The 18,784-nt window shown below is 63.7% G+C and carries 17 protein-coding genes; 10 read left to right on the top strand and 7 right to left on the bottom strand.

Annotated features, from left to right (window positions below; translation table 11 throughout):
• Nucleotides 1-10 precede the first annotated feature (10 nt).
• Nucleotides 11-664: an amino acid ABC transporter permease gene (locus ACDA63_RS02925; protein WP_373661674.1), complete on the top strand. Its 654-nt coding sequence runs from the start codon at nucleotides 11-13 to the stop codon at nucleotides 662-664.
• On the top strand, nucleotides 648-1,448 hold the full coding sequence (locus ACDA63_RS02930) for an amino acid ABC transporter ATP-binding protein (RefSeq protein ID WP_373661675.1): 801 nt from the start codon (nucleotides 648-650) through the stop codon (nucleotides 1,446-1,448). Before ACDA63_RS02925 ends, ACDA63_RS02930 begins: the two co-directional genes overlap by 17 nt.
• Before the next feature lie 10 nt (nucleotides 1,449-1,458).
• On the opposite strand, the gene ACDA63_RS02935 is transcribed toward ACDA63_RS02930, so the two are convergent.
• Nucleotides 1,459-2,442: a LysR family transcriptional regulator gene (locus ACDA63_RS02935; protein WP_373661676.1), complete on the bottom strand. Its 984-nt coding sequence runs from the start codon at nucleotides 2,440-2,442 to the stop codon at nucleotides 1,459-1,461.
• Nucleotides 2,443-2,893: 451 nt separating this feature from the next.
• Between ACDA63_RS02935 and ACDA63_RS02940 the strand changes: the two genes are divergently transcribed.
• The 5 genes from ACDA63_RS02940 (at nucleotide 2,894) to ACDA63_RS02960 (ending at nucleotide 9,529) form a co-directional block, all read left to right on the top strand.
• Nucleotides 2,894-4,291, top strand: coding sequence for an alginate lyase family protein (locus ACDA63_RS02940; RefSeq protein WP_373661677.1), 1,398 nt, complete (start codon nucleotides 2,894-2,896; stop codon nucleotides 4,289-4,291).
• A gap of 482 nt (nucleotides 4,292-4,773) precedes the next feature.
• Nucleotides 4,774-5,976 carry a glycine betaine/L-proline ABC transporter ATP-binding protein ProV gene (gene proV / locus ACDA63_RS02945; RefSeq protein ID WP_373661678.1) on the top strand — a complete coding sequence of 401 codons (1,203 nt, stop codon included), beginning with the start codon at nucleotides 4,774-4,776 and terminating at the stop codon, nucleotides 5,974-5,976.
• A 74-nt stretch (nucleotides 5,977-6,050) separates the two neighbouring features.
• The gene (gene proW, locus ACDA63_RS02950; RefSeq protein ID WP_373661679.1) at nucleotides 6,051-7,226 is read left to right on the top strand and encodes a glycine betaine/L-proline ABC transporter permease ProW; all 1,176 of its coding nucleotides are present in this window, start codon (nucleotides 6,051-6,053) and stop codon (nucleotides 7,224-7,226) included.
• A gap of 32 nt (nucleotides 7,227-7,258) precedes the next feature.
• On the top strand, nucleotides 7,259-8,302 hold the full coding sequence (gene proX, locus ACDA63_RS02955) for a glycine betaine/L-proline ABC transporter substrate-binding protein ProX (RefSeq protein WP_373661680.1): 1,044 nt from the start codon (nucleotides 7,259-7,261) through the stop codon (nucleotides 8,300-8,302).
• A gap of 165 nt (nucleotides 8,303-8,467) precedes the next feature.
• Entirely contained in the window at nucleotides 8,468-9,529 is a 1,062-nt protein-coding gene (locus ACDA63_RS02960; protein WP_373661681.1) for an AbrB family transcriptional regulator, read from the top strand.
• A gap of 395 nt (nucleotides 9,530-9,924) precedes the next feature.
• Here the strand turns inward: ACDA63_RS02960 and ACDA63_RS02965 are convergent, their stop codons facing one another.
• The 4 genes from ACDA63_RS02965 to ACDA63_RS02980 all read right to left on the bottom strand — a co-directional run bounded on the left by ACDA63_RS02965 (nucleotide 9,925) and on the right by ACDA63_RS02980 (nucleotide 11,631).
• Nucleotides 9,925-10,209 carry an HU family DNA-binding protein gene (locus ACDA63_RS02965; RefSeq protein ID WP_373661682.1) on the bottom strand — a complete coding sequence of 95 codons (285 nt, stop codon included), beginning with the start codon at nucleotides 10,207-10,209 and terminating at the stop codon, nucleotides 9,925-9,927.
• Between the two features lie 160 nt (nucleotides 10,210-10,369).
• Entirely contained in the window at nucleotides 10,370-10,714 is a 345-nt protein-coding gene (locus tag ACDA63_RS02970) for a hypothetical protein (RefSeq protein ID WP_373661683.1), read from the bottom strand.
• 80 nt (nucleotides 10,715-10,794) lie between these two features.
• On the bottom strand, nucleotides 10,795-11,127 hold the full coding sequence (locus ACDA63_RS02975) for a hypothetical protein (protein ID WP_373661684.1): 333 nt from the start codon (nucleotides 11,125-11,127) through the stop codon (nucleotides 10,795-10,797).
• Nucleotides 11,128-11,292: 165 nt separating this feature from the next.
• On the bottom strand, nucleotides 11,293-11,631 hold the full coding sequence (locus ACDA63_RS02980; protein ID WP_373661685.1) for a hypothetical protein: 339 nt from the start codon (nucleotides 11,629-11,631) through the stop codon (nucleotides 11,293-11,295).
• 136 nt (nucleotides 11,632-11,767) lie between these two features.
• On the opposite strand from ACDA63_RS02980, the gene ACDA63_RS02985 reads away from it, so the two are divergent.
• The 3 genes from ACDA63_RS02985 (at nucleotide 11,768) to ACDA63_RS02995 (ending at nucleotide 16,858) form a co-directional block, all read left to right on the top strand.
• Nucleotides 11,768-13,672: an ATP-binding cassette domain-containing protein gene (locus ACDA63_RS02985; RefSeq protein ID WP_373661686.1), complete on the top strand. Its 1,905-nt coding sequence runs from the start codon at nucleotides 11,768-11,770 to the stop codon at nucleotides 13,670-13,672.
• A gap of 129 nt (nucleotides 13,673-13,801) precedes the next feature.
• Nucleotides 13,802-14,914 carry an AI-2E family transporter gene (locus ACDA63_RS02990; protein WP_373661687.1) on the top strand — a complete coding sequence of 371 codons (1,113 nt, stop codon included), beginning with the start codon at nucleotides 13,802-13,804 and terminating at the stop codon, nucleotides 14,912-14,914.
• A gap of 174 nt (nucleotides 14,915-15,088) precedes the next feature.
• The gene (locus tag ACDA63_RS02995; RefSeq protein ID WP_373661688.1) at nucleotides 15,089-16,858 is read left to right on the top strand and encodes an ABC transporter ATP-binding protein; all 1,770 of its coding nucleotides are present in this window, start codon (nucleotides 15,089-15,091) and stop codon (nucleotides 16,856-16,858) included.
• 163 nt (nucleotides 16,859-17,021) lie between these two features.
• Here ACDA63_RS02995 and ACDA63_RS03000 read toward each other — a convergent pair whose 3' ends face one another.
• Both ACDA63_RS03000 and ACDA63_RS03005 read right to left on the bottom strand, forming a co-directional pair.
• The gene (locus ACDA63_RS03000) at nucleotides 17,022-18,062 is read right to left on the bottom strand and encodes a LacI family DNA-binding transcriptional regulator (RefSeq protein WP_373661689.1); all 1,041 of its coding nucleotides are present in this window, start codon (nucleotides 18,060-18,062) and stop codon (nucleotides 17,022-17,024) included.
• Nucleotides 18,063-18,328: 266 nt separating this feature from the next.
• A complete protein-coding gene (locus ACDA63_RS03005) occupies nucleotides 18,329-18,766 on the bottom strand; it encodes an RbsD/FucU family protein (protein ID WP_373661690.1) in 438 nt (145 codons plus the stop codon).
• Nucleotides 18,767-18,784: the final 18 nt, after the last annotated feature.

Consider the following 18,784-nt stretch of genomic DNA (forward strand, 5'->3'; position numbering starts at 1 on the left):
CGAGGACGCCATGATCGAATTTACGCTGTGGGACATCGTGCGCAACCTGCTACTGGCCGCGCGATGGACAGTCGCACTGTCGCTGGTGGCGTTCATCGGCGGCGGTGTTGTCGGCGCCGCCCTGCTGGTGGTGCGCCTGATGGGACGGCCAACCCCCAACCGCTTGATCGCGGGATACGTGCAACTGTTTCAGGGCACGCCATTGCTGATGCAGTTGTTCCTGCTGTACTTCGGACTGGCGCTGATGGGCTTCAACACCTCGGCGTGGGTGTCGGCGGGCCTGGCCCTGACCTTGTACGCGTCGGCCTATCTGGCCGACATCTGGCGCGGATGCGTCGAAGCCATTCCGCGCGGACAGTGGGAGGCTTCACGCAGCCTCGCGCTGTCGTTCGGCCAGCAGCTCACGCACGTGATCCTGCCACAGGCGGTGCGCATCGCCGTGCCGCCCACGGTCGGCTTTCTGGTGCAACTCATCAAAGGCACGGCGCTGGCCTCGGTGGTCGGCTTCGTCGAACTGACCAAGGCCGGCGGCATGATTGCCAACGTCACGTATGCGCCCTTGCTCGTGTACGGCTGCGTGGCATTGCTCTACTTCGGGCTGTGCTTCCCGGTTTCTCTCTACGCCCGTTCCCTCGAAAGGAAACTCAATGTCGGCCATCGCTGAACCCGCCGCCAACGACAGCCTGCTGGCCACGCCGCACACGCAGGTGGGTGCGCCGATCGTGCGCATCTCGGCCTTGCGCAAGTCCTACGGCACGCATGAAGTGCTCAAGGGCATCGACCTCGACGTCAAGCGCGGCGAGGTCATCGCCATCATCGGCAAGAGCGGCTCCGGCAAGAGCACGCTGCTCCGCTGCATCAATGGGCTGGAAGTGTTCCAGGAAGGCTCGCTCACCGTCGACGGCAAGCCCTTGCTCTACGAGAGCGCAATGGCCATGCGCGAACTGCGCCAGCGCGTCGGCATGATCTTCCAGAGCTTCAATCTCTTTCCGCACCTGTCGGTCGGCCGCAACGTGATGCTCGCTCCGCATCTGGTAAAGCGGAAGAACACCAAGGACAACGAATCGCGCGCCCGTCAGTTGCTGGAGCGTGTGGGGCTGGCAGAGAAATTCGACGCCATGCCCGACCAGCTCTCCGGCGGGCAGCAACAGCGCGTGGCCATCGCGCGTTCGCTGGCGATGGACCCGGCGGTGCTGTTGTGCGATGAGATCACCAGCGCGCTCGACCCCGAGCTTGTCGGCGAAGTCCTGCGCGTAGTCGAGTCACTCGCCAACGAAGGCATGACGCTGCTGATGGTGACGCACGAGATGAATTTCGCGCGCAAGGTGGCCGACCGCGTGATCTTCATGCATCAGGGGCGCGTCCACGAGATGGGCTCGCCGGACGCGTTGTTCGGCAATCCGCAGACGGCCGAGTTGCGGCAGTTCCTCTCGTCTCTGCAGGACTGAGGGGCGCGCTTCAGCGACGAATCAGATCGACCGCGCGCGAGATGCGCAACCACGCATCGTCGCGCCGCTCGGTCGCCTCCTGCACCACGGCCATCAGCACGTCGACGAACTGCCCGATGGCGCCATTGCATGCGGTATTGCGGCGGGTGATGAAGCTGGTGTGCCGCTCCATGATCTTGTCGCGCAGCGGCACCACCGCAATGCGGTAGCGGCTGCGCATCGCCTCCACCAGTGGCCACGGCAGGATCGACAACAGGTCGGTGTTCTCGACGATGTACATGGCCGCCATCGCAGCGCGCGTGAAATGCAGCGTGGCTGGCCGCTCGCCCGGTTTGAGTTCGCTGTAATTGGCGGCAAAGAATTCGCGGAACGGCGAGCCGTACTGCTCCAGGTTGTGGCTCAGTATCCAGCCCTGCCCCGAAAGGCTCTCCAACGTGCGCGCGTTGGCGCACGGGTGTCCCGTGCGGCAGGCCACGGCCTGTTCATAGGAGAACAGCGGGCGGACGACGAATTCGCTCGCCGCTTCGTCCCCGGGCGACAGCCCGATGGCCACGTCGATCCCTCCATCGCGCAGACTGCGGTAATCGGTGCCCAGCACTTCATGGATGCGCAGGCGCACGTCCGGGCGCACCTCCGAAAACCGCTGCAGCACTGCGGGCAGGATCGTGTGGATGATCCACGGCGTAATGCCGATCGACATCTCGGTGATGACGTCGGCCTGCAAGCCGTTGAGTTCGCGCAGCGCGGCACTCATTTCGGCCGTGATGGTGCGCGCCCGCGCCAGTAGCAGGCGCCCGGCGGGCGACAGCAGATAGCCGCGAGCCTGTCGTTCGAAAAGGGCGACGCCGGCCACGTCTTCCAGTTCCTTGATGCCCTTGCTGACGGCCGACGCCGACACACCCAATGTCTGTGCCGCCTGCCGCAGGCTGCCTTGTTCGGCGACCGCAATCAGGTACTGCAACTGGTAAGGCTTGAGTTCGGAATGTGGGTCCATGATTGCGGCTCGCGACGCACGCAGCCGGTTGTGCGTGCACCTGCAGCATAACGCGACGCCCATGGCGCGCAGAACAGATTCCTCAATTACCGAACACTGCAGTCAATCCGCGTAGTGCCATCCCGTCGACCGACTGACTTCCAATGACCGATGGCGAGCAACGCCAGTCGCGTCGGTTTTTTTGCTTCGCCAGTGTCCGCATCCGCGCCTTTGCGCGACAAAGATGAGCCCGGTTCCAAAACGCCTTTGTCATGAGCCGTTGCATTTGACATACAAGTGAACCCGTATTGTTAAACGTTTTACTCCGGCAGAGGATTGCGCTCTTCCATGCCGTCGACATGTATGCATGTTCGCGTTGCCGTGCCTTGGTAAGCGATTACTGCTGGCGCGCTATTTCTGTTCGTATCAGCGATATGCCGATGTCGTTTTCAACCAAGAGGAGACCAAAGAAATGAGCATGAAGTGGGCACAACATCTGACGCTCGGCGCCGCCACGGTGGCGCTGGCGGTCGCGCTGAGCGCATGTGGCAGCAGCAATGCCGCCGACCCGGCGCCAGGAGGCGGAACTGGCGGCAGCAGTAGCAGCACCTCGTCGTCGGACGCATCGTTCGTCCAGCCGACCCTGGTCACGCTCGATCCGGCCTATCTCGCCGTCACCAAGCAACGCCTGCAGAGCAGCAACTTTGCGGACGCTGAACTCAAGCCGGCCTGGGATACGCTGAAGGCCGCCGCCGACAAGGCGCTCACCGCCACGCCCGAAACGGTCATGAACAAGAAGGTCGCGCCGCCCAGCGGCGACATGCACGACTACATCAGCCGTGGCCCGTACTGGTGGCCGAACCCCGCCACACCGGACGGCAAGCCGTATATCCGCAAGGACGGCCAGACCAATCCGGACTCCAAGAACCCCGATTACACCGACGCCAATCGCAAGGGCACGATGATCAATGCCGCCCAGAACCTGGGCCTGGCGTATTACTTTACCGGGGACGCCAAGTACGCCAAGCAGGCGGCCGAAGTCATCCGCACTTGGTTCCTCAAACCGGAAACGCGCATGAACCCCAACCTGCGCTTCGGTCAGGCGATCATCGGCGTGGTGGACGGGCGCGGCACGGGCCTCATCGACATGGCCGACATGTGGCGTGTGATCGACTCCGTTGCGCTGATTGCGCCGAGCGGCGAGCTCACCAACAGCGAGGTGACCGCGCTGCGCAAGTGGTATTCGGACTTTGCCAACTGGATGGTCAACAGTACGACCGGCCACGAAGAGAACGTCTGGCATAACAACCACGGCTCGTACTACGACGCGCAATTGGCTGCGTATTACCTGTTCGTGGGTGATCGCGACTCCGCGCGCCGCGTGATCTACGACGCACAGACGCGCCGCGTTGCCGCGCAGATCGCCACCACCGGCAAGATGTACATGGAGCTGGAACGCACGCGTCCCTTCCACTACAGCGCCTACAACCTGATCGCCCTGCAACTGATCGCTCGTTACGCCGAACAGGTCAACACAGCCGACATGCCGACCGCCGCCAACGACGATTCGTGCGCAGCCTTCCCGCAGTATCGCTGCAAGATCGACCTGTGGAATCTTGAGATCGACGCACGCGGCATCAAGCGCGCCATCGACTACCTGTCGAACGTGGCGGCGACCACTGCGCCGGCGAATTGGGAATTCAAGGGCACGGAAGAAACAAGCTATCCGCTCAATGAACTGGTGCCGATCCTGCTGCAGGCCGAACGGGCCTACAAGACCGGCGCCTACGCGACCGTCCTGCGCAATTACGTCGATACCGACAGCAAGACCAAGACATCGCTGGATCGCCTGCTCTGGCCGCTGCAATAAGCCGGTAAGCAGACACACAAAGGGCGCTACGGCGCCCTTTTTTGTTGCACCCGGCCTTGCTTCTCTCACTCCCAAACGGGCGACGATAGCCATCCGAGCAGCGCTGCTCGCGTGCCCTCTTCCGGCCTCGGTTTTGCAGGAGCCGAAATAATATGATACAAATGCAAGTCCTTTCTTCGCTCCGCACGAAGATCTGCGTGACGCTCAGTCACCATTTGTCGGCACGACGCTCGCCATTCTCGCGAAGGTCGTCCGGTCAGCCGGCGCATTACCAATGCGCTTCTACGATGCCTCGCCACGGAACATTTCTTCGTGGTCGCAGCACCTGCCACAGGGCTGCTTGCGCATCAAAAAAATCGTTCGTCGGCATTCACGCTGAATGCCGGGGTGCACTCGCTACGGGCATGCCTTCGGTCTGCTCGTTCCGTGTCGTCACTTGATTGGCGGCGCTTGACGACCTTTCACAAGGAGAGCAAGGCGCAATGACTGAACAGATCGTGCTGGACCACGTGTTCAAAGTGTTCGGAGACAACCCCGAGCGCGCACTGGAGGCAGCCAGCCAAGGTAAATCCAAGCAAGAAGTCATGGCCGAAACAGGCCAATCCATCGGTGTCTTCGACACCAGTTTTTCAATCAACGCGGGCGAGATCTTCGTCATCATGGGCTTGTCCGGTTCGGGCAAGTCGACCCTGGTCCGCCTCATCAACCGGCTGATCGAGCCGACCGCCGGGCGCATCCTCATCAATGGCGAGGACATCAACGCCTACGGTCGCGGACGCCTGCGCCAATTGCGGCGCAAGGACATCAGCATGGTGTTCCAGTCGTTCGCGCTCATGCCGCACCTCACGGTGCGCGAGAACGCCGCCTTCGGGCTGGAACTGGCCGGCGTGCCCCGCGCACAACGCCTGGAAGCCGCCGACGCTGCGCTTGCCCAGGTCGGGCTGGACGGCTGGGGCGACAGCTACCCCGATGAGCTTTCCGGCGGCATGCAGCAGCGTGTCGGGCTCGCACGCGCACTCGCGTCGGACCCGTCGATCCTTCTGATGGACGAGGCCTTTTCGGCGCTCGACCCGATCATCCGCACCGAAATGCAGAGCGAACTGCTGCGCCTGCAGCAGGTTCGCCGGCGCACCATCGTATTCATTTCGCATGATCTCGATGAAGCCATGCGCATCGGCGACCGCATCGCCATCATGAAAGACGGCGAAGTCGTTCAGGTGGGCACGCCCGAAGACATCCTGCGCAATCCCGCCAACGACTACGTCAGCACTTTCGTGCGCGGCGTCGATGCTGCCGCCGTCTTCAAGGCGGCCGACATTGCGCGCAAGACGCAGCTCGTGGTGGTCGCCGAATCGGCGCACAAAGGTTCGCGCGCCGCGCTGCAGATCATGGAAGACGAAGACCGCGACCACGCCGCCGTCGTCAGCCCCACGCGACAGTACCTCGGCATGGTCTCGGCTGATTCGCTGCGGCAAGCGCTCGACGGCCACCATGGCCCGCTCGGGCTGCACCACGCCTTCTTGTCGGACGTCGAGCCCATCCGCGCCGTCCACCCGGTCAGCGAACTTTTCGGGCACGTCGCGCAATCGCGCTTTGCCGTGCCCGTGGTCGATGACAAGGGCACGTACTGCGGCGCCATCAGCAAAACCACGCTGCTGCGCTTTCTCGACCGCGGCCCGCTCTAAGCGGCCTGCTCGTCCCGCCCCAACGCGGTCTCCGCGGCCATTCGCCGCGGAGCGCGCCTCATTGAGACTTCATCATGGATAACACGACAAACTCGATCGACACCGATACGCTCGGCAGCGCGTTCGACGCCGCGCCGTCCACGCCCACCGATGCAACACTCCCGGCCGATCCCTGGCAGACCGCGCCCGACGCATCCGCCTCGGCCGACCCGTGGAGCAACGCCCCCGATGCGGCCTCCGACACTTCGTGGCTCGGCGCGGCCCCCACCGACCCGACACCGCATGCCAATGGCCTGCACCTGTCACAACTGTGGGACGGCTCGCTCCCCGTGGAGCATTGGATCAATTCCGGCCTTGACTGGCTGGTGCTGCACTTCCGCCCCTTCTTCCAGAGCGTGCGCCTGCCTATCGACGGCTTGCTTGGGTCCATCGAATCGACCCTGCAAAGCATGCCGCCGGGCTGGATGATGCTGCTCGTCGGCTTGCTGGCATGGCAATTCGCCGGCCGCGCGGCCGCCCTCGGCACGCTCGTATCGCTGGCAGTGGTCAGCATGCTCGGCATCTGGTCGGACGCCATGACCACGCTGTCGCTGGTGCTGACTTCATTGGTGTTCTGCGTCGTGCTCGGCTTGCCGCTGGGCATCGCGCTCGCGGCCAGCGACCGCCTGCGCAATATCGCGCGCCCGCTGCTCGACGCCATGCAGACCACGCCCGCCTTCGTCTACCTCGTGCCGGTGGTGATGCTGTTCGGCATCGGCAACGTGCCCGGCGTCATCGTCACCATCGTCTTTGCCCTGCCGCCGCTGATCCGCCTCACCGATCTGGGCATCCGCCAGGTGCGCCCGGACCTCATCGAAGCCTCGCGCGCCTACGGCGCGTCGCCGTGGCAGATGCTCGTCAAGGTGCAACTGCCGCTGGCCATGCCATCGATCATGGCCGGCATCAACCAGGCGCTGATGCTGTCGCTGTCGATGGTCGTCATCGCGTCGATGATCGCCGTCGGCGGTCTGGGGCAGATGGTGCTGCGCGGGATCGGTCGCCTCGACATGGGGCTGGCCACCATCGGCGGCGTCGGCATCGTCCTGCTGGCCATCACGCTGGACCGGCTCACGCAGGCGCTGGGCCGCTCGCGCCGCAACGGTCGTCATTGGTGGCAGCGCGGCCCGGCCGGCCTCGTCACCGGCACGTTCGTCCGCCTGCGCGGCGCGGCAGACGTGCAAGAGGCCACCGCACCGGCACGCGCTCACTGAATCACGTTTCAACATTCAACAGGAGGACTTGCATGACAGTCACCCATACGATTTGGTCGTCTTTCTTCGGCCGCCTGCGCACCGTGCTAGGTGCGGGCGCGACCATCCTCGCGCTGGCGATCGCCCTGCCCGCCCATGCCCAATCGCTACCCGGCAAGGGCGTGCGCGTGCAACCGATCAAGAGTTCGATCGCCGAGGAAACCTTCCAGACGCTGCTCGTCTCGCGCGCGCTTCAACGCTTGGGTTACGACGTGCAGCCGATCAAGGAAATCGAATACGCCACCGGCTATCTGGCGCTCGCCAACGGCGATGCCACCTTCATGGCGGTCAGCTGGAAACCACTGCACGATGATTTCTACAAGAACGCCGGCGGCCCCGCCAGGCTGAGCCGCGAAGGCACGTACATCGGCCAGTCGTTGCAGGGCTACCTCATCGACCGCAAGACGGCCGAGCGCTACAAGATCACCTCGATTGCGCAACTGAAGGACCCGAAGATTGCCGCGCTGTTCGACACCAACGGCGACGGCAAGGCGGACCTGACCGGCTGCAACCCTGGCTGGGGCTGCGAGCAGGCCATCGAACACCAGCTCGACGCCTATGGCCTGCGCGCCACCGTCACGCACAACCAGGGCAGCTATTCGGCGCTGATCGCTGACACCATCGCGCGCTTCAAACAAGGCAAGCCGGTGCTCTACTACACGTGGACGCCGTACTGGGTGAGCGCCGAACTCCAACCCGGCAAGGACGTCGTTTGGCTGCAGGTGCCGTTTTCTTCGCTGCCCGGCGAACAGGCCAAGGTGTCGACGCGACTGCCCGATGGACGTGATTTCGGCTTTCCCATCAACACGCAGCACATCGTCGCGAACAAGACGTTTACAGACAAGAACCCGGCAGCGGCGCGTCTCTTCGCCGTCATGCAGTTGCCGGTGGCAGATGTGAACGCACAGAACCTGCGCATGCGTAGCGGTGAGAACAAGCAGGCCGACATCGAACGCCACGTCGACGGCTGGATCAAGGCGCACCAGAAGCTGTTCGACGGCTGGATTGCCGAGGCGCAGAAGGCGGCCGCCAACTAGTCGGAGTGTCGCCCGCCCAGTGGGTGGGCCCCTGCGTCGCTGTGGCACAAAACGCGGCGCGCCTCTACGATGTGTGTGCGCCAACACCCTCAGCCCACACATGGACAGCGATCCATCATCGAGGCTCGCCCGTGCTGCCATGTCCGACGAGGTGGCGGCACGCTGATGCGATTCCTCAACAACAAAGACGCGTGGCACGCCGGCAAGCCCGCCATCACGCTGTTCACTCTCTTCACCGGCGCGGGCGGTGGCGCGCTGCTCAACCTCCTGGGCATGCCGGCTGGCTGGCTGTGCGGCGCCATGCTGGCGGTGGCGGCCGTATCGCTTGGCGGCTTGCCCACCCGCGTGCCGCATGCATTGCGTGACGCGACCTTCATCGTGCTCGGAACGTCGATGGGCAGTTCGATCACGCCCGATACCCTGCATGACATCCTGTTGTGGCCTGTGAGCATCGCCATCCTCCTGTGCTCGGTGGCCGCCAGCATGTTCATCGGTGCCCAATACCTGCGCCGTCGACATGGCTGGGATCGTGCGACGGCGCAACTCTCGGCCGTGCCGGGTGCACTCTCGGCGGTGCTCGCGCTGGCCAGCGGCACCACCGCCAATCTGCCGACGGTGGCGTTGTCGCAGACGTTGCGCCAATTCGTGCTCGTTTCGCTGGTGCCGTTGGTCTTGATGTTCGGCAGCGGAGAGAAACTCAAACCCGTTGTGATGCCGGCCGCGACATTGATCGATGCGGCCATCATGTTGATGTGCGGAGCCGCAGGCTCGATATTGCTGGCGCGACTACGCGTGCCGGGCGCGATGCTCGTCGGTGCAATGCTGGTGAGCGCGCTGCTGCATGCGGCCGGTTGGGTGAACGGTCGGCTCGATCCGATGCTGCTCACCGCGGCGTTCGTGTGCACGGGGGCCGCCATCGGCAGCCGTTTCGCAGGCACGCGTATCGAACTGCTGTTGGCAACCATTCGACCTGCGCTGGGCAGCATCTTTGTGGCCATCGCAATCGCAGCCGTATTTGCAGCGCTGTGCCGGATCGTGCTCGACCTGCCCTTCGCGGAAATCTGGCTGGCCTACGCGCCGGGCGGCGTCGAGGTGATGACCATCATGGCTTTCGCGCTGAACCTCGATCCCTCGTACGTGAGCACGCATCACGTCATACGCCTGCTGTTGCTGATGCTTGCCAGCCCGCTGTGGACCTACGGGCTGACCGACAAGGGACGGATCTGACATTCGCGCGCGTTCGGGGTCCGACGACGGCACGGGCGCAGGATGCCGCTTGCAATCAGAACGCCGACCAACCTTCGTGAAGCCCGATCGGCGGCGAGCTTTGGATGCGCTCCCGGTGCAAGACGAAGCAGAGAGTCGGGACGCCCGGACCGGCGCTCCATGCAGGCAGGCGGTCATTGACGAAAGCCGCGCTGAGGGACGGATGACGGGACATCGAAAGCGGCAGAAAATGTTGCGCGAATGCAACAGACAACAGAAACGAAACAGGTCATGGCACGCCAGGCGGGGGATTTTCTGGCGGAGTGCAGGTCGGCTGGCGCATTGGTGAATAGCGGGCGGGAAATGAAAACGGGCGCCGAAGCGCCCGTTTTTCGATTCGCTGCAAGAGAGCGAGATTACTTCTTGCCAGCGGCAACCTTGGCCTTGAAACCGGCGCCAGCGGAGAAACGCGGCACGACGGCAGCGGCGATCTTGATCTTTTCGCCGGTCTTCGGGTTCTTGCCTTCGCGAGCAGCGCGCTCGGCGGCCTTGAAGGTGCCGAAGCCGACCAGCGTCACGGCGTCGCCGGAAGCAACGGCCTCTTCGATCACGGCAATGGCGGCGTCCAGGAATTCACCCGTGGCGGCCTTGGATTGGTTGGTCTTGGCGGCAATCGCGGCCAGCAGGTCGGTCTTGTTCATGAGTTTCCCTTATCGTTTGAATTGCGGTGCAGCGCACCAAAAGCATGAGTCAAAACGCTCAACGCGAGAGCTTACCCGAAAATGCCTTGGCGCAAGGCCCCGCAAGCGATAGGGGTGACCGATATCCAACATCCGACACAGGCGTGTCAGCAACTTCTTATTAGCGATATCTGCGCCACGCCTCGGGAGCGTCGCACGCCATCGGACCGGTCTGCGCGCAGCGACCGCTGAAGCCGCAGGCCAGCATCGCCACCACGGCAACAGTCGCCTTTCCCAGCGAGCACGGGTAGGCGTTGCCACTGACAGTCGGGGCAGAGGCGACCGTGACCAAGCGATCATCGGTGACGGACGGCATGCCGGCCGGGCCGTTGCGCCACTCATGATTGAGCGGCACATCGGTGCTGGGAGGCGCTTTGATGGACTCAGTCTGCTGGGCAACTGCCGTTGCGCATGCAATGAACAGCGGCAGGGCCAGCAGCCGGATGAGACGCTTCGAACGGATCAAGGGCGACATCCATCGATACTAACAGGCGGGTAAATGCGATATTTTTGCCCGCCCTCAAGTGGGCACGCTGAAACGCCAGGTCATTCCTGGGCGTCGTCGGCCGAGATGTCGGCGCCGATCACCTTGCCGCTGGCATCCAGATCGACATGCGCGACGGCATTCGAAAAGTCGCCCGTGTCGTCGGTCGTGTAGTACATCGTCTGGGTATGCGTCAGCGGCCAGGTCACGGTGCGTTCGGGTTGGCCGATCTGTGCGACGACCTGATCGCGGCTTTCGCCGGGCTGGATCTTGTTGAAGGCGTCCGTGCTGACGTATCCGGATGACATCGCGGCCGAGGCGGTCGAAGCACCGACGAGGGCCGAGAATGCCAGCGCAGCGCCGGCAGCCAGTTGCATCGCTTGGGTCTTTTTCATGGCGGATCTCCTGCGAAAGGTCTGGGGGATGTCGGCGCCACGCGGGGACGCAACGCCGATGCCCTTCTAGACCTGCAAGAAACCCGCCGCGTTTCAGTGAAATTGTGTGGACATGCGAGCGCGCATAACACTTCTGTTACCGCAGCAAATGTATCTGCACGCCGCTCATCTGCCGTTGTCGCTCCAGTTCGAATCCGGCCCGCTCTGCTGCACGTCGGTCCCGATCACCTTGTCGTCCGGGCCGATATCGACGTGCAGCGTGGCGTCGGTGTAGCCGGGGGATGTGTCGGTGTCGTAAAACATGGTGCGCACGCCGGTGCGCCATTGCACCAAGCGGTTGGGTTCGCCGAATCGTGCGACGACTTCGGCCATGGTCTGGCCGGGCTTGATTTCATCGCGTGCGGCTTCCGACACGCGCTTGGCTAGCGCCCCCCCCGAGAACAGCAACGCCGCGGTGGCCAGCGACACGCCCGCCAGGACGGCAATGGCATCACGTTTCTTCATGGTTCAATCTCCTCACCGGATGGCTGCGCCGTCCATTGCGACGGTCGCCGATTGCAGTATGGCGCGCCGGAGCGGACCTTGCTGGCGCGAGGCGGTAGAATTGTGGCCCTTTTGAGTCGCCCGTGCCGTATCTGCCATGCCTTTGCTGACCCTCGAAAACGCTTCGCTCGCCTTTGGCGACGTGGCTCTGCTCGACCGCGCCGAACTGGTCCTCGAACCGGGCGAGAAAGTCGCGCTCATCGGGCGCAACGGCGCAGGCAAGTCGAGCCTGCTGAAGGTGCTGGCCGGCGTGGCGAAGCTCGACGACGGCACGGTGTGGCGCCAACCCGGCCTGCGAGCGGCCTACGTTGCGCAGGAACCCGACTTCGACCTGGACCGCGACGTGTTCTCGACCGTCGCCGATGGCATTGGCGAAGCCGCGCGCCTGATCGCCGATTATCACCGCGCGGCACAATCCGTGGCACAGGGCGATTCGGTCGCGCTGGCGCAGCTCGAATCGCTCCAGCATCAGCTCGAAGCCAACAACGGCTGGGCGCTGCATCACAAGGTCGAACAGGTCCTCGACCGCCTCAAGCTCGACGGCTCGGCGAAGGTCGCATCGCTATCGGGTGGCGGCATCAAGCGCGTGGCGCTGGCGCGTGCGCTGGCGGGCGAACCCGATCTGCTGCTGCTCGATGAACCTACCAATCACCTCGACATTGACGCCATCGGCTGGCTGGAAGAGCTCATCCGCGCGTTCCGCGGCAGCGTGGTGGTCATCACCCACGACCGCGCCTTCATGGACAACGTCGCCACGCGCATCTGCGAACTTGACCGCGGCAACCTGGCGAGCTTTCCCGGCAGCTTTTCGCAATACCAGTCGCGCAAGGCCGACATGCTGGCGATGGAATCGAAGAGCAACGCCGAGTTCGACAAATTCCTGGCACAGGAAGAAGTCTGGATCCGCAAGGGCGTGGAAGCGCGCCGCACGCGCAACGAAGGTCGCGTCAAGCGGCTGGAAGACCTGCGCCGCCAGCGTGCCGCGCGCCGCGATCGCGTCGGCAACGTGAGTTTCCAGCTTGAACGAGGCGAGTCTTCCGGCCAGATGATTGCCGAGCTGCATGACGTCGGCAAACGTTTCGGCGAACGCTGGGTGGTGCGGCATTTCTCGTCGCGCATCCTGCGCGGCGACCGCATCGGCCTGATCGGCCCCAACGGCGCCGGCAAGACCACGCTGCTGCGGCTCATCCTGGGCGAACTCGAAGCGGACGAAGGCAACGTACGTCGCGGCACGCGCCAGCAGGTTGCGTACTTCGACCAGTTCCGCAGCGTGCTCGACCCCGAGGCGGTGCTGACCGACGTCATCAGCCCGGGATCGGACTTCGTGGAAATCGGCGGCACGCGCAAGCACGTCATCGGCTACCTGGGCGACTTTCTGTTCTCGCCGCAGCGCGCCCGCTCGCCGGTGAAGTCGCTGTCGGGCGGCGAACGCAACCGACTGCTGCTGGCGCGTCTGTTCGCGCGCCCGGCCAACATCCTGGTGCTCGACGAGCCGACCAACGACCTGGACATCGAAACACTCGAATTGCTCGAAAACCTGCTGCAGGATTATGACGGAACGGTGTTCCTCGTCAGCCACGACCGGACATTCCTCGACAACGTCGTGACGCAGACCATCGCTTCCGAAGGCGACGGCCGCTGGGGCGAATATGCGGGCGGTTATGCCGACTGGCTGCGCGTCAAGAAAGACGAAGCCGCGCAGACTGCCAAGGCAGTCCCCAAGGAAACCGCCGCACGCTCGGCGGAGGCCGATCGCCGCACAACGGCGCGCACGGTCAAGCTGTCGTTCAACGAAAAACGCGAGCTGGATCAACTGCCGGGCAAGATCGCGGCGCTCGAAGCCGAGCAGGCATCGATCCAGGCCCGCATGGCCGACCCTGCGCTTTATCGCGATGCGCCGCAGGAGGTCACCGCCCTCAAGACGCGGCTGGACACCATCGAAGAACAGTTGCTCGAAATGCTCGAACGCTGGGAGCAGCTCGAAACCAAATCGCAGGGCTGATCCGGCAACGCGGCACCGCTGCGGAGCGGCGGTCTCCCGGGCAGCACGCTGTCATCCCCGCGTGTTTGTGCGAGGATGCGCGGGGCGCGCCCGTCGCGCGCCGTCGCCCCACCAAAGAACGAGGCCATCATGTTCGCCAAAAGAGCCGATCGCTGGATCGCCGCCATCGCGCTGGTCGCCCTTGCGGCCGGCAGCATCATGGTGCTGCTGCCATTCCTGACTTCCATCATCTGGGCGGCCATCCTCACGCAGGCCGGCTGGCCCCTGCTGCAGTGGATCGAGAGCCGCACGGGTGGCCGCCGCGGCCTGGCCACCACGCTGCTCACGCTGTTGATCGTGGTGGTGATGCTCGCGCCATTGACGATCGTCGTCGCCAACCTCACCAGCAACTGGGAAGAACTCGGCGCCATGTGGGCGCAGCTTCGTTCCAACCTGAACCAGCCGCCGAGCTGGCTCGTGAATGTGCCGATCGTTGGCGCGCGCCTGCAGGAGGCCTGGCTGCACGCGCTGCAGGACCGGTCATGGTTCATGGCCCAGCTCGAAGGCATTCGTGCACCGGTCGGGCATTTCCTGCTGCGGGTGGCCAGCGTGCTGGGCACCGGCATGCTTGAGATGGCGCTGAGCATCTTCATTGCGTTCTTCATGTTCCTGCATGGAGAACACCTTGCCGGCCGCCTGCGGGCAGTGTTCTGGCGGCTGGGCGGAGAAGCCGGCGTGCGGCTGACCGAACTGGCCGGCACCACCATCTCGGGCGTGGTGTACGGAATCATGGGCACGGCCGCGATCCAGGCCCTGCTGACCGGCATCGGGCTGGCCATCGCCGGCGTGCCGGGCTCCGCACTGCTCGGGCTGATCACTTTCTTCGTAGCGGTCGTGCCTATCGGCCCGCCCATCATCTGGATTCCCGCCGCCATCTGGCTGTACGTGAACGACGGCGTGGGTTGGACGGTCTTCATGGTCGTCTGGGGCGCGGTGCTGGTCGGCAGCGTGGACAACTTCCTCAAACCGCTGCTGATCAGCCGCGGTTCGGCGATGCCGTTCGTGCTCGTGCTGATGGGGGTGATGGGCGGCGTGATCGCTTTCGGCTTCATCGGCATCTTCCTCGGGCCGACGTTGCTGGCCGTGGTCTACCGGCTGCTGCAGGAATGGACGCGCATGCGCGGCGAATTGATCGTGCCGGCGCGCGATCTGCCGCCGTCCGAAGCGGCGCTCACCTCTGGCGAGCCCGAAGACCCGACCTGAGCGCGCGCGCCCGGACGAAAACTCTGTTACGAATCCCGCCCGGGCGGGCACCGTGGGAACTCGAGGGTAAGCGTATAATCACGCCCTATCGATCGCTGGCCTGCACAGGGCCGGCGATTGTTCTGTCTGCCCCCTCGTATCCCCTTCCGGTCACCGCGCTCGCGGCGAAAGAACATGAAGACTGTCTCAGGCGAAGACGAATTCCGTGCGCTCGACCTGCCGCGCGCCATCTGGTATTTCCTTGGTGAAGAACGCAAGAAGTACCTGTTCTTCTGGGGCGTGCTGCTCCTGGTGCTGTGCTTCAACATGGTGCCGCCCTACTTCATCGGCCTGATCGCCAACTTCCTGATCGATTACATCGGCCACGTCGGCGACAAGCCCAGCATCGCGCCGCTCTTCTGGTTCGTGGGCATGCTGGCGGTGGCCAACGCCATCGTGGCGCTGGTACGGCTGTCGAGCAAACGCATGCTGGGCCGCATGAGCCTGAACGCGCGCTACCGCGCCAAGGTGCAGGGCTTTGAGCGGCTGCTCGATTTTTCGCTGTCGTGGCACCAACAGGAATCCACCGGCAACAAGGCGCAGCGGATCATCACCGGCTCCGAAGCGATCCGCGAATGGACCAGCGACATCATCACGCAAGCCTCGACCGCACTCGTGGTCGTCATCGGCTCGCTCGTCGCGGGCTTGCTGCTGAGCCCGTGGTTCGGCTTTTTCTTTCTGTACTACCTCGGCGTGCTGTTCGGCATCGAGCGCTACTTCGACTACCGCATCTCGCGCCTGTCCGACCGTATCAACCGGTCGATCGAAAACGCCAGCGGCAGCTTCGTGGAAAGCGCCGCCAACATCCTGGCCGTGAAAGCGATGGGGGCCGCCGATGGCATGACGGGCAACGTCGCGCAACGCGAAGAGCTGGCGCGCAAGCTGTCGTATGAACGCCTGCGCCTGTCGAACACCAAGTGGATGTGCTACCAGATCCACAACAGCATGTGCTGGGCGGGCTACCTGATCATCGTGGGCTTCATGGTCATGAAGGGACACCTGGCGGCGGGTTTCTTCGTCACGTATGCGGCCTACTTCGACAAGCTGCGCGACGCCTCCACCGATTTTGCCGACCGCATCCAGACGATGATCGAACGCAAGTCCAACCTCGGCCGCATGATGCCGATCTTCTGGGGCAACCACAGCCTGAGCAAGGGCGAACGCAAGTTCCCCGCGAACTGGCAGCGCATCAGCATCGACAAGGCCGTATTCCGCTATGGCGACAAGCCTGCGATCGGCCCGCTGACCGTGACCATTCAGCGCGGCGAGATCATCGGCGTGGCAGGTCACTCCGGTTCCGGCAAATCGACGCTCATCAAACTGCTGCTGGGGCTGTATCACCTTGAATCGGGCAGCATCCGCATCGGCGAAGAATCGATCCCCGACATCCGCCACGAAGAACTCACCTCGCACGTGGCCGTGGTGCTGCAAGAGACCGAACTGTTCAACTTCACCCTGCGCGAAAACCTGACGATGATGCGCGACGTGCCCGCCGAAGTGGTCGAGCGCGCCTGCCACATCGCCTGCCTGCAAGACCTCATCGCGCGCCTGCCAGAAGGGCTCGACACGGTCGTCGGCGAACGCGGCTATTCGCTGTCGGGCGGGGAGCGCCAGCGCGTGGGCATCGCCCGCGCGGTATGCCGCAACGCGCCGATCCTGCTGCTGGATGAAGCAACCTCGGCGCTCGATTCTGCGACCGAGCAACGCGTGATGGATGGTCTGCTGCGCCATCGCGGCGAGGATCAGACGATGATCATCGTCGCGCATCGGATCAGTACGCTGAAGGAAGCGGACAAGATCCTCGTGTTTGAACGTGGGCAGTTGGTGGAGGAAGGTTCCTTCCACGGACTTTCGCATGATGCGAGCACACGGTTCGGGGGGATGTACGCCATTCAGCAGGCATAGCGTGCGAGAACATGGGTAACACCGTGCGGCCGGTGCGAACGCGGGGCAGGAATGTCCCGCGATTTCGCCCATGACAAAGGGCGTCCGGGCGCCCCATGTGTCCCCTCGCCTCTTGCCGCGCCCCTCGGGACGAACCTCTCAAAACCGATCCAAGACCGGCTGGCTATCGGGCGATGACGGAGTCCCGCACGATCAGCTTGGGCGGGAGCAGAAACTCCCGCGCAGGAATGGACGGATCGGCGATACGCGAGATCAGCCGATCCACCATCAGTTGTGCCATTTTCGGTAGCGGCGGAGAGACTGACGAGATCGCTGGCGCAACCAGTGAGGACAGCAGTATGTCGTCGATGCCGACAATGGAAATGTCCTCCGGCACGCGTACGCCGCAACTGCGAAAACCTGCAAGCATGCCAATGGCCAGCATGTCGTTGACGGCAACGATTCCATCAGGGCTTTGGGACATGCTGCTGATGCGTTCGGCCAAAGAACGGCCCAACTCCGCCATTTCGGAATCGCCGTATTCGGCGAGCGCTCTGTCTTCGATGATGGCGCTCGTCACGCCCTCTGCGTCGGCCACGGCCGAGAAGAACCCTTCGATCTTGTCGGTACGCGAATTGGTACGGGCGGATTCCGTGACGAAGGCGATGTTGCGGCAACCTCTGTCGATAAGGTGTTGTGCCGCCAGGCGGCCGGCCTCCACATTGTTCATGGAGACACTGTCCATGGCCAGTTCGCTCGGGGATGAGCGCAAGGTGCTGCGGCCGTCGTAGTTGACCATTGCCACGCCTTTGCGCAGCGCCTCCCTGAAGTGCTCCTGCTCCACCTGAGCCGACACCACGATTACGCCGCGCACCCCTTGGGCGAGCAAATCGTCGATGAAGCTCTTCTCGTTTTCCAACTGCCTGTAGGTGTTGCCGAGGAAGACGCGGTAGCCATAGCTTTTCTGCGCCGCCACGTCGACAGCCCGCGCCAGGGCGGCAAAGCTTGGGTTGGCGATCGAGGGGACAAGCAAGCCCAGCATCGCCGTATGTCCGGTCTTGAGCTGGCGGGCCGCATGGCTGGGTCGAAAGCCGAGTTCCGCGATCGCGGCCTCAATGCGCTCCAGCGTCTCCTTGCGCATCTGGTCGGTACGGCCATTGATGGCATTGGAAACGCTGGTCACAGATACTGCCGCACGGCGCGCGACATCCTGAATTTTCGTCATCGTTTTCTTTAGGATTGCCCATGCCGATTGGGCGGTGTTTGGGTGCGCTTCATTAGCGAAACGCGATGACGCCCACGTCTGTTCTGGCAGCCGCCTGCGGTTTTTGCTCGGACAGCCGAAGCGAAGCGCTAGAAGAGCGTGGCGCGTGGATTCATTCTACGATCTTCCGTCGAGGCCGAGCACGGTTGGATCATACAGATGCGGTCGGCCTCGGCGCCGGTTTCCATGCTCTGAGCGGGGTCGGGGATGGGCGTGCGTGCCACGCGCTAGTACCGCTCGTCCTTTTCCAGCTTGACGACCCCGATCGACAACAGAAGATTCGCAAAGCGGCGCGTCTCCCCTGTGGCGACCACGAGCGATGTCAGTGGCGAGCAGACCGCATCGTAGAAGGCATACCGCTCGAGCCGGTCGATGATGACGGCCCCTGGCAGCATCGACGTATATTCGTCGTGAATGGCCGGCCGCTCGCCATTTGGGGTCTCCATGACCGTCGCTCCCTGGACGGGAACGGTGTCGAGGATGGCCGCCAACACGTCTGTTGCTTTAGGAATCCCTGCCGTGAGATTCAGATACACGATCTTGGCATTGGGTCCCGAACGCGAGACGAACGGATAGTTTCCATCGGCGATGAGGATGCGGGAGAAATGCCCCGATGAAGCCAGGCATCTGAGCATTTCGGGGTGCAGCAACTTGGATTTGAGCATCGAGTCCTCTTCTTGAGA

Origin of the sequence: Uliginosibacterium sp. sgz301328 (genome assembly GCF_041807905.1) — a bacterium.
In the GTDB taxonomy this organism is placed as follows: Bacteria; Pseudomonadota; Gammaproteobacteria; order Burkholderiales; family Rhodocyclaceae; genus JBGVSA01.

Bases quoted from the DNA above. Each gene is read 5' to 3' on its own strand.
- ACDA63_RS02925 (WP_373661674.1), top strand. From the start codon at position 11: ATGATCGAATTTACGCTGTGGGACATCGTGCGCAACCTGCTACTGGCC.
- ACDA63_RS02930 (WP_373661675.1), top strand. From the start codon at position 648: ATGTCGGCCATCGCTGAACCCGCCGCCAACGACAGCCTGCTGGCCACG.
- ACDA63_RS02935 (WP_373661676.1), bottom strand. From the start codon at position 2,442: ATGGACCCACATTCCGAACTCAAGCCTTACCAGTTGCAGTACCTGATT.
- ACDA63_RS02940 (WP_373661677.1), top strand. From the start codon at position 2,894: ATGAGCATGAAGTGGGCACAACATCTGACGCTCGGCGCCGCCACGGTG.
- proV (WP_373661678.1), top strand. From the start codon at position 4,774: ATGACTGAACAGATCGTGCTGGACCACGTGTTCAAAGTGTTCGGAGAC.
- proW (WP_373661679.1), top strand. From the start codon at position 6,051: ATGGATAACACGACAAACTCGATCGACACCGATACGCTCGGCAGCGCG.
- proX (WP_373661680.1), top strand. From the start codon at position 7,259: ATGACAGTCACCCATACGATTTGGTCGTCTTTCTTCGGCCGCCTGCGC.
- ACDA63_RS02960 (WP_373661681.1), top strand. From the start codon at position 8,468: ATGCGATTCCTCAACAACAAAGACGCGTGGCACGCCGGCAAGCCCGCC.
- ACDA63_RS02965 (WP_373661682.1), bottom strand. From the start codon at position 10,209: ATGAACAAGACCGACCTGCTGGCCGCGATTGCCGCCAAGACCAACCAA.
- ACDA63_RS02975 (WP_373661684.1), bottom strand. From the start codon at position 11,127: ATGAAAAAGACCCAAGCGATGCAACTGGCTGCCGGCGCTGCGCTGGCA.
- ACDA63_RS02980 (WP_373661685.1), bottom strand. From the start codon at position 11,631: ATGAAGAAACGTGATGCCATTGCCGTCCTGGCGGGCGTGTCGCTGGCC.
- ACDA63_RS02985 (WP_373661686.1), top strand. From the start codon at position 11,768: ATGCCTTTGCTGACCCTCGAAAACGCTTCGCTCGCCTTTGGCGACGTG.
- ACDA63_RS02990 (WP_373661687.1), top strand. From the start codon at position 13,802: ATGTTCGCCAAAAGAGCCGATCGCTGGATCGCCGCCATCGCGCTGGTC.
- ACDA63_RS02995 (WP_373661688.1), top strand. From the start codon at position 15,089: ATGAAGACTGTCTCAGGCGAAGACGAATTCCGTGCGCTCGACCTGCCG.
- ACDA63_RS03000 (WP_373661689.1), bottom strand. From the start codon at position 18,062: ATGACGAAAATTCAGGATGTCGCGCGCCGTGCGGCAGTATCTGTGACC.
- ACDA63_RS03005 (WP_373661690.1), bottom strand. From the start codon at position 18,766: ATGCTCAAATCCAAGTTGCTGCACCCCGAAATGCTCAGATGCCTGGCT.